Annotated in this window: 8 protein-coding genes; all 8 read left to right on the top strand. The window is 70.1% G+C overall.

All coding sequences use genetic code 11. From position 1 onward, the window contains the following. On the top strand, positions 1 to 203 hold a 203-nt coding region (locus BFF77_RS00720), incomplete at its 5' end, for a crossover junction endodeoxyribonuclease RuvC (protein ID WP_066942675.1). Beyond that, entirely contained in the window at positions 200 to 823 is a 624-nt protein-coding gene (gene ruvA / locus BFF77_RS00715; protein WP_066942673.1) for a Holliday junction branch migration protein RuvA, read from the top strand. The genes BFF77_RS00720 and ruvA, both read left to right, overlap by 4 nt. Positions 824 to 931: 108 nt before the next feature. Next, positions 932 to 2,011 carry a Holliday junction branch migration DNA helicase RuvB gene (ruvB, locus tag BFF77_RS00710; protein WP_066942671.1) on the top strand — a complete coding sequence of 360 codons (1,080 nt, stop codon included), beginning with the start codon at positions 932 to 934 and terminating at the stop codon, positions 2,009 to 2,011. A 187-nt stretch (positions 2,012 to 2,198) separates the two neighbouring features. Further along, positions 2,199 to 2,702, top strand: coding sequence for a preprotein translocase subunit YajC (yajC, locus tag BFF77_RS00705; protein WP_066942669.1), 504 nt, complete (start codon positions 2,199 to 2,201; stop codon positions 2,700 to 2,702). Positions 2,703 to 2,845: 143 nt separating this feature from the next. Continuing rightward, positions 2,846 to 4,621 carry a protein translocase subunit SecD gene (secD, locus tag BFF77_RS00700; RefSeq protein ID WP_066942667.1) on the top strand — a complete coding sequence of 592 codons (1,776 nt, stop codon included), beginning with the start codon at positions 2,846 to 2,848 and terminating at the stop codon, positions 4,619 to 4,621. 1 nt (position 4,622) lies between these two features. Continuing rightward, positions 4,623 to 5,753, top strand: a complete 1,131-nt coding sequence (gene secF, locus BFF77_RS00695) for a protein translocase subunit SecF (RefSeq protein ID WP_066942665.1) — start codon at positions 4,623 to 4,625, stop codon at positions 5,751 to 5,753. Next, positions 5,750 to 6,295, top strand: coding sequence for an adenine phosphoribosyltransferase (locus BFF77_RS00690; protein ID WP_066942663.1), 546 nt, complete (start codon positions 5,750 to 5,752; stop codon positions 6,293 to 6,295). The genes secF and BFF77_RS00690 overlap by 4 nt, the downstream gene beginning before the upstream one ends. A gap of 166 nt (positions 6,296 to 6,461) precedes the next feature. Further along, positions 6,462 to 9,017 (top strand): RelA/SpoT family protein, encoded by a 2,556-nt coding sequence (locus BFF77_RS00685; protein ID WP_066942661.1) that lies wholly within the window; start codon positions 6,462 to 6,464, stop codon positions 9,015 to 9,017. Positions 9,018 to 9,139 lie beyond the last annotated feature (122 nt).

The raw sequence follows: 9,139 nt of genomic DNA, 5'->3' as shown, positions 1-9,139 counted from the left end.
CGATGGTGACCCGGCTGCTGCGGCTCGACGCCCCGCCGAAGCCGGCCGACGCCGCCGACGCCCTCGCCCTCGCCATCTGCCACATCTGGCGTGCGCCCGCCATGGACCGTCTTCAGCAGGCACAGGCGGCCCAGCAGGCCCGGACGGCGGCGCGTGCCTCCGGTGCTCCCACCGTCGCATCCGTACGGAAGGTCACGCGATGATCGCCTTCGTCAGCGGCCCGGTCGCCGCCCTCGCCCCGACCACGGCCGTGATCGAGGTCGGCGGTGTCGGCATGGCCGTCCAGTGCACCCCGGGCACGCTCGCCGCTCTCCGCGTCGGCCAGCAGGCGAGGCTCGCCACCTCCCTGGTGGTGCGGGAGGACTCGCTGACCCTCTACGGCTTCGCGGACGACGACGAGCGCCAGGTGTTCGAGCTGCTGCAGACCGCCAGCGGAGTCGGACCCAGACTGGCGCAGGCGATGCTCGCCGTGCACAGCCCCGACGCGCTGCGCCGCGCGGTGTCCACCGGGGACGAGAAGGCGCTGACCGCTGTTCCCGGTATCGGCAAGAAGGGCGCGCAGAAGCTGCTTCTGGAGCTGAAGGACCGGCTCGGCGAGCCGCTGGGCGCGGTCGTCGGCCGTCAGGGCGTCGCCGCCGCTCCCGCCTCCTGGGGCGATCAGCTCCATGCCGCGCTGATCGGCCTCGGCTACGCCCCCCGTGAGGCCGACGAGGCGGTGGCCCTGGTCTCGCCGCAGGCGGAGGCCGCCCTGGCCGCAGGAGCCCAGCCCCCCGTGCCGCAGCTGCTGCGCGCCGCGCTCCAGAGCCTGAACAGAACGCGCTGAGCCCTGCCCGGCGGATCGGGTCCCGCCCGGCAGGGCAGGGCGTGACCCGCCGGGCACGCGACACCACCGAGGCCCGCCCGAGGCCCTATCCCCGAGGTGAGACACAGAGTGAACTGGGACGACACCAGCGGTGAGACGCCCGTCGACGCGCCGGAGCGGCTCGTCGGCGCGTCCGCGGACGGCGAGGACCAGGCCGTCGAGGCGGCGCTGCGCCCCAAGTCGCTGGACGAGTTCGTGGGCCAGGAGCGCGTCCGCGAGCAGCTCGACCTGGTGCTGAAGGCGGCCCTGGCGCGCGGCGCCACCGCCGACCACGTGCTGCTCTCCGGAGCGCCGGGCCTGGGCAAGACCACACTGTCCATGATCATCGCGGCGGAGATGAACGCCCCGATCCGTATCACCTCGGGCCCCGCCATCCAGCACGCGGGCGATCTGGCCGCGATCCTCTCGTCCCTCCAGGAGGGCGAGGTCCTCTTCCTGGACGAGATCCACCGGATGTCCAGGCCCGCCGAGGAGATGCTCTACATGGCGATGGAGGACTTCCGGGTCGACGTGATCGTCGGCAAGGGCCCCGGCGCCACCGCCATCCCGCTGGAGCTTCCGCCCTTCACCCTGGTCGGCGCCACCACCCGGGCCGGACTGCTGCCGCCGCCGCTGCGCGACCGGTTCGGTTTCACCGGCCACATGGAGTTCTACGAGAGCTCCGAGCTGGAGCGCGTCATCCACCGCTCCGCCCAGCTTCTCGATCTGGAGATCGACACCGAGGGTGCCGCGGAGATCGCGGGCCGATCCCGTGGCACGCCCAGGATCGCCAACCGGCTGCTGCGGCGCGTGCGGGACTACGCCCAGGTCAAGGCCGACGGACACATCAACCGCGAGGTCGCCGCCGTGGCCCTCGCGGTGTACGAGGTGGACGCGCGCGGTCTCGACCGGCTCGACCGGGCCGTCCTCCAGGCCCTTCTCAAGCTCTTCGGCGGCGGGCCCGTGGGCCTGTCGACGCTGGCGGTGGCCGTGGGGGAGGAGCGCGAGACGGTGGAGGAGGTCGCGGAGCCCTTCCTCGTACGGGAGGGACTGCTCGCGCGCACCCCGCGCGGCCGGGTCGCCACTCCCGCCGCCTGGGTCCACCTGGGACTCGTCCCACCGGCGCAGGCGCCCGGCGCGGGCGGACAGCAGGGTCTGTTCGGGACGTGACGGCGGTACTGCGGCGATGTAACGGTGAAGACACGCGTCCGGTCAGGAACCCGCGTGCGACGCCGGGCGTTGTTCCAACGACGTGGACTCGCTTAGACTCCGCCGATGCCGCCCCTACAGGTCGGCGTGCCCACCCCCGTATACCAGGCCGCTCGACAGCGCGGTCGTGCGAAGGAAGTTCCCTCCCGTGAGTCTCGTGACCCTCCTCCCCTTCATCGTGCTCATCGGGGCCATGTTCCTGATGACCCGGTCGGCCAAGAAGAAGCAGCAGGCCGCTGCGCAGATGCGCAACGACATGCAGCCCGGCACCGGCGTCCGCACCATCGGGGGCATGTACGCCACCGTCAAGGAGGTGCACGACGACACGGTCCTCCTGGAGGTCGCTCCCGGCGTCCACGCCGTATACGCCAAGAACGCCATCGGCGCCGTCCTGGACGACGACGAGTACAACCGCATCGTGCACGGCGACGACACTTTCACGCCTGACGGTACGGTCGTGCCGGACGACGCCTCCTCGCTGATCGAGGCCGACGCCACCGCCGCCCCGGACGACTCCAAGGTCGACCTGGTCAAGGAGACCGGGGCCGACACGGCCGAGGACGGAGCCGAGCCGAAGGACGGAGCCCGGTCCAAGGACGGAGCCGAGACCAAGGACGGCAAGGCGGCCGACGGCGAGACCGGCGCGAAGTAGTCACGCCGTCACAGCGGACCGTACCGAGGTCCGTCGTGGCTCACGGTCCGTGCTGATTTCTGCGGGGGCAGGTCCCCACTACACTTCGTGGCCGCTCCGGCGCACACCCGGCGTGGGGCGGTTGGACAGGGAGAATCGAGAAGGTGGCAGCACCTAATAAGGGCCGAAGGCAAGCGGGGTCCCCAGGCAGGCCGGGCCGCACCCTGGCACTGTTCCTGATTGCCATGGTCGCCCTCACGGGCGGGATGTTCTGGTCCGGTCATGTCACGCCACGCCTGGGGATCGACCTCGCGGGCGGCACGAGCATCACGCTCCAGGCGAAGAACACGCCGGGCAAGCCGAACGCGATCAACAAGACCAACATGGACACCGCCGTCAGCATCATCGAGCGGCGTGTCAACGGTCTTGGTGTCTCCGAGGCCGAGGTCCAGACCCAGGGCGACGAGAACATCATCGTCAATATCCCCAAGGGGACGAACGAGAAGCAGGCCAGGGAGCAGGTCGGCACGACCGCCCAGCTCTACTTCCGGCCGGTGCTGACCGTCGCGGCCGGGGGGCAGACCGCTCCGCCGCCCGCGCCCAGCGGCTCCCCGAGCGGCTCTCCCAGCCCTTCGTCGAGCGCCTCGCCCGACAAGGCGACGGCCGGTGAGCCCTCCTCCTCGTCAAGCCCCTCGGCGAGCGCCACCACCCAGGGCCGCGCCGTCACGGGCGCCCTGACGAAGGACGCGACGCCCACCCCGAGCGGCTCCGCCTCGGGCGAGCCCAGCGCCCCGGCGCCCGCCGACCCCGCGGCCACGACGCCGCCGGACCCGGCCACCGCCGCGCTGGAGAAGAAGTTCACGGACCTGGACTGCACCAAGGAGGCCCAGCGCACCAAGGCCAACCAGGGCGCGGCTCCCAAGGACACGATCGTGGCCTGCGGCCAGAACTCCGCGGACGCCTGGGAGAAGTACATCCTCGGCCCCGCCGAGCTGGAGGGCACGGACGTCGACGACGCCAAGGGCGTGCTCGACCCGCAGCGCGGCATGTGGATCGTCACGATGGACTTCACCGGTGGCGGCACCAAGAAGTTCCAGTCCATCACCGGCAAGCTCTCCCAGCAGCAGCCGCCGATGAACCAGTTCGCCATCGTCCTCGACGGCAACGTCGTCTCGGCGCCCTCGGTGAGCCAGACGCTCGGCGGCAGCGCCGAGATCTCCGGCAGCTTCACCCAGCAGTCCGCCCAGGACCTGGCCAACATCCTGTCGTACGGCGCGCTGCCCCTGACCTTCGAGGAGCAGAGCGTCACCACGGTCACCGCCGCGCTCGGCGGTGAGCAGCTCCACGCCGGTCTGATCGCCGGCGCGATCGGTCTCGCCCTGGTGATCATCTATCTGGTGACCTACTACCGGGGTCTGTCGCTGATCGCCATCCTCAGCCTCGCGGCCTCGGCGATCATGACGTACACGATCATGGCCCTGCTCGGCCCGGGTATCGGCTTCGCGCTGAACCTGCCCGCGGTCTGCGGCGCCATCGTCGCCATCGGTATCACCGCGGACTCGTTCATCGTCTACTTCGAACGGATCCGCGACGAGATCCGCGAGGGCCGTACGCTGCGGCCGGCCGTCGAGCGTGCCTGGCCGCGTGCCCGGCGCACGATCCTGGTCTCCGACTTCGTGTCGTTCCTCGCCGCCGCGGTGCTCTTCCTCGTCACCGTCGGCAAGGTCCAGGGCTTCGCGTTCACCCTCGGCCTGACCACCGTCCTCGACGTGGTCGTGGTGTTCTTCTTCACCAAGCCGGTGATGACGGTCCTCGCCCGCAAGAAGTTCTTCGCCAGTGGACATCCCTGGTCCGGACTGGACCCGCAGCGGCTCGGCGCCAAGCCGCCGCTGCGCCGCTCCCGCCGTGCGAACGCCCCCACCGAACCGAAGGAGGCGTGAGATGTCGCGACTCGGCGCACTCGGCGCCCGGCTCTACCGCGGCGAGGTCGGCTACGACTTCGTCGGGAAGCGGAAGATCTGGTACGGGATCTCGATCCTGATCACCATCACCGCCATCGTCGGACTGGCCGTACGCGGCCTCAACATGGGCATCGAGTTCAAGGGCGGCGCGGTCTTCACCGTCCCGAGCACCAGCGTCTCGGTGTCCCAGGCCCAGACGGACACCGAAGAGGCCTCCGGCCACGACGCGATCGTCCAGCAGCTCGGCAACGGCGGACTGCGGATCCAGGTCACCGAACTGGACACCAAGCAGGCCGACAGGGTCAAGACGCAGCTCGCCAAGGATCTGAACGTCGACGAGGCGAAGATCAACGCCGACCTGGTCGGACCGAGCTGGGGCGAGACGATCGCCAACAAGGCGTGGACAGGTCTCGGGATCTTCATGATCCTGGTGGTGATCTATCTCGCGATCGCCTTCGAATGGCGTATGGCGATCGCGGCGCTGATCGCCCTGATCCATGACCTCACCATCACCGTCGGCGTGTACGCGCTGGTGGGCTTCGAGGTCACACCGGGCACGGTGATCGGTCTGCTGACCATTCTCGGTTACTCGCTCTACGACACGGTGGTGGTCTTCGACAGCCTCAAGGAAGGCTCGAAGGACATCACCAAACAGACCCGCTGGACCTACAGCGAGGTCGCCAACCGGTCGATCAACGGCACCCTGGTGCGTTCGATCAACACCACCGTGGTCGCGCTGCTGCCGGTGGCCGGTCTGCTCTTCATCGGCGGCGGCTTCCTTGGCGCCGGCATGCTGAACGACATCTCCCTCTCGCTCTTCGTCGGCCTCGCCGCCGGCGCGTACTCCTCGATCTTCATCGCCACGCCGCTCGTCGCCGACCTGAAGGAACGCGACCCGCAGATCAAGGCGCTGAAGAAGCGGGTGCTCAACAAGCGGGCGGCGGCCCTGGCCAAGGGCGAGCCGGCCGAGGGCGCGGCCGACGCGCTCGACGAGGACGATGCGGAGGACGCCGAGCCCGGTGAGGCCGCACCGGCCGCGGCCGGCGCCGTCGCTCCGGGCCCGCGGACCGGCCGCGGCGGCCGTGGCCGCCCGTCCGGGAGGCGCAGATGACCGACGACACCACACGGGAACTGCTGCTCAGCCGTATCCGTGATGTCGCCGACCATCCCAAGCCGGGAGTGGTGTTCAAGGACATCACTCCGCTGCTGGCCGACCCGAAGGCCTTCGCGGTGCTGACCGACGCCCTCGCCGAGCTGTGCACGCGGTACGGCGCGACGAAGGTCGTCGGGCTGGAGGCGCGCGGCTTCATCCTGGCCGCCCCGGTGGCCGTCCGCGCGGGCCTCGGGTTCATCCCCGTGCGCAAGGCGGGCAAGCTCCCCGGTGCCACGCTCTCCCAGACCTACGACCTGGAGTACGGCTCCGCCGAGCTGGAGGTCCACGCCGAGGACCTGGACGCGGCGGACCGCGTCATCGTCATCGACGACGTGCTCGCCACCGGGGGCACGGCCGAGGCCTCGGTCCAGCTCGTCCGCCGGGCCGGCGCCGAGGTGGTGGGCGTGGCGGTCCTGATGGAGCTGGGATTCCTGGGCGGCAGGACCCGGCTGGAGCCGGAGCTGCGCGGGGTACCGCTGGACGCCCTGCTCACGCTCTGACCACGCGCGCGGCGGATTGAACGGCCGACAGAACGGGCACCCGGGAACAACCGGGTGCCCGTCCCGCGTTCGGAGGAGTCCCGGTCCTGGGGCGAGAGGGACGCCCGAGGTCGATACCATGGAAGTCCGGGCCTGACCGGGGACCTGGATCCCACGAGGAGCGCTCTTGCCAGAAGAGGTCCAGCCACTGGCCGCCGCGACGCCCGATCACCACGCGGAGCAGAGCGCGGCGCGAGCCGTGCCACGGAACAACGCCGCGGCGACCGCCGACGCGAAGGCCGCGCGGAATCCCGCGGAGATCTCGCACGCCCGGCCCACCGAGCCCGTGGAGCCCTCGCCGGCCGCCAGGCCCGCCCCGGAACGGCCCTCGATGCCCCTCAGCGCGCCCAAGCCCGGCGCCACGGCCGCGCCACGCTCGGGTGGCTCCTCCAACCGCGTACGGGCCCGGCTCGCCCGGCTCGGCGTCCAGCGCTCCTCGCCGTACAACCCCGTCCTGGAGCCGCTGCTGCGGACCGTACGCGGCAACGACCCCAAGATCGAGACCGCGACCCTGCGCCAGATCGAGAGCGCCTACCAGGTCGCCGAGCGCTGGCACCGAGGTCAGAAGCGCAAGAGCGGCGATCCGTACATCACCCATCCGCTCGCGGTGACGACGATCCTCGCCGAGCTCGGCATGGACCCGGCCACTCTGATGGCGGGTCTGCTGCACGACACCGTGGAGGACACCGAGTACGGCCTGGACACCCTGCGCCGTGACTTCGGCGACCAGGTCGCGCTGCTCGTCGACGGTGTCACCAAGCTGGACAAGGTCAAGTTCGGCGAGGCCGCGCAGGCCGAGACCGTACGCAAGATGGTCGTCGCCATGGCCAAGGACCCGCGCGTCCTGGTGATCAAGCTCGCCGACCGGCTGCACAACATGCGCACCATGCGCTATCTCAAGCGCGAGAAGCAGGAGAAGAAGGCCCGCGAGACCCTGGAGATCTACGCGCCGCTGGCCCATCGGCTGGGCATGAACACCATCAAGTGGGAGCTGGAGGACCTCGCCTTCGCGATCCTCTACCCCAAGATGTACGACGAGATCGTCCGGCTGGTCGCCGAGCGCGCGCCCAAGCGCGACGAGTATCTGGCCATAGTGACCGACGAGGTCCAGTCCGATCTGCGTGCCGCCCGGATCAAGGCCACCGTCACCGGCCGCCCGAAGCACTACTACAGCGTCTACCAGAAGATGATCGTCCGCGGCCGGGACTTCGCGGAGATCTACGACCTGGTGGGCATCCGTGTCCTCGTCGACACCGTCCGCGACTGCTACGCGGCGCTCGGCACCGTCCACGCCCGGTGGAATCCGGTGCCCGGACGGTTCAAGGACTACATCGCGATGCCCAAGTTCAACATGTACCAGTCGCTGCACACGACGGTCATCGGTCCCAACGGCAAGCCGGTCGAGCTCCAGATCCGTACGTTCGACATGCACCGCCGCGCCGAGTACGGCATCGCCGCGCACTGGAAGTACAAGCAGGAGGCCGTCGCCGGTGCCTCCAAGGTGCGTACGGACGTGCCGAGGAACGCGGGCAAGGGCGCGGGCCAGGACACCGTCAACGACATGGCGTGGCTGCGCCAGCTGCTGGACTGGCAGAAGGAGACCGAGGACCCCAGCGAGTTCCTGGAGTCGCTCCGCTTCGACCTGTCGCGCAACGAGGTCTTCGTCTTCACCCCCAAGGGCGATGTCATAGCGCTGCCGGCCGGTGCCACTCCGGTCGACTTCGCGTACGCCGTGCACACGGAGGTCGGCCACCGCACCATAGGAGCCCGGGTCAACGGGCGGCTCGTACCGCTCGAATCGACCCTCGACAACGGCGATCTGGTCGAGGTCTTCACCTCCAAGGCATCCGGGGCCGGTCCCTCGCGCGACTGGCTGGGCTTCGTCAAATCCCCGCGGGCGAGGAACAAGATCCGCGCGTGGTTCTCCAAGGAGCGCCGTGACGAGGCGATCGAGCACGGCAAGGACGCCATCGCACGCGCGATGCGCAAGCAAAATCTGCCGATCCAGCGCATTCTGACCGGCGACTCGCTGGTCACGCTGGCGCACGAGATGCGCTATCCCGACATCTCGTCGCTCTACGCGGCGATCGGTGAAGGCCATGTGGCCGCGCAGGGCGTCGTGCAGAAGCTGGTGCAGGCACTCGGCGGCGAGGAGGCGGCCAACGAGGACATCGCCGAGAGCGCGCCGCCCTCGCGCGGACGCACCAAGCGCCGCTCCAACGCCGATCCGGGCGTGGTCGTCAAGGGCGTCGAGGATGTCTGGGTCAAGCTGGCCCGCTGCTGTACGCCGGTTCCCGGTGACCCGATCATCGGATTTGTCACCCGGGGCAGCGGTGTCTCGGTGCACCGCGCCGACTGCGTCAACGTGGACTCGCTCTCCCAGCAGCCCGAACGGATCCTCGGAGTCGAGTGGGCGCCCACCCAGTCCTCGGTCTTCCTGGTCGCCATCCAGGTCGAGGCGCTGGACCGCTCACGGCTGCTGTCGGACGTCACACGCGTGCTGTCCGACCAGCATGTGAACATCCTGTCGGCGGCGGTGCAGACCTCGCGCGACCGGGTCGCCACCTCACGGTTCACCTTCGAGATGGGCGATCCGAAGCACCTCGGGCATGTGCTGAAGGCGGTACGGGGCGTGGAGGGCGTCTACGACGTCTACCGCGTCACCTCGGCGCGCAGGCCGTAGCACCATCGAGCGGCACATCCGTGGCGCCGGGCCTGGGAGGCGCACGCCGGAAAACCGCACACGGAAAACCGCACGCGGAGGAACGCACGCGGAAGGGCCCCGTACACGCTCTGTACGGGGCC

Origin of the sequence: Streptomyces lushanensis (genome assembly GCF_001700515.1) — a bacterium.
In the GTDB taxonomy this organism is placed as follows: domain Bacteria; phylum Actinomycetota; class Actinomycetes; order Streptomycetales; family Streptomycetaceae; genus Streptomyces; species Streptomyces lushanensis.
This window is presented reverse-complemented; position numbering and strand designations above follow the sequence as displayed.

Coding starts and splice junctions, on each gene's coding strand:
- ruvA (WP_066942673.1), top strand. CDS start 200: ATGATCGCCTTCGTCAGCGGCCCGGTCGCCGCCCTCGCCCCGACCACG.
- secF (WP_066942665.1), top strand. CDS start 4,623: ATGTCGCGACTCGGCGCACTCGGCGCCCGGCTCTACCGCGGCGAGGTC.
- BFF77_RS00690 (WP_066942663.1), top strand. CDS start 5,750: ATGACCGACGACACCACACGGGAACTGCTGCTCAGCCGTATCCGTGAT.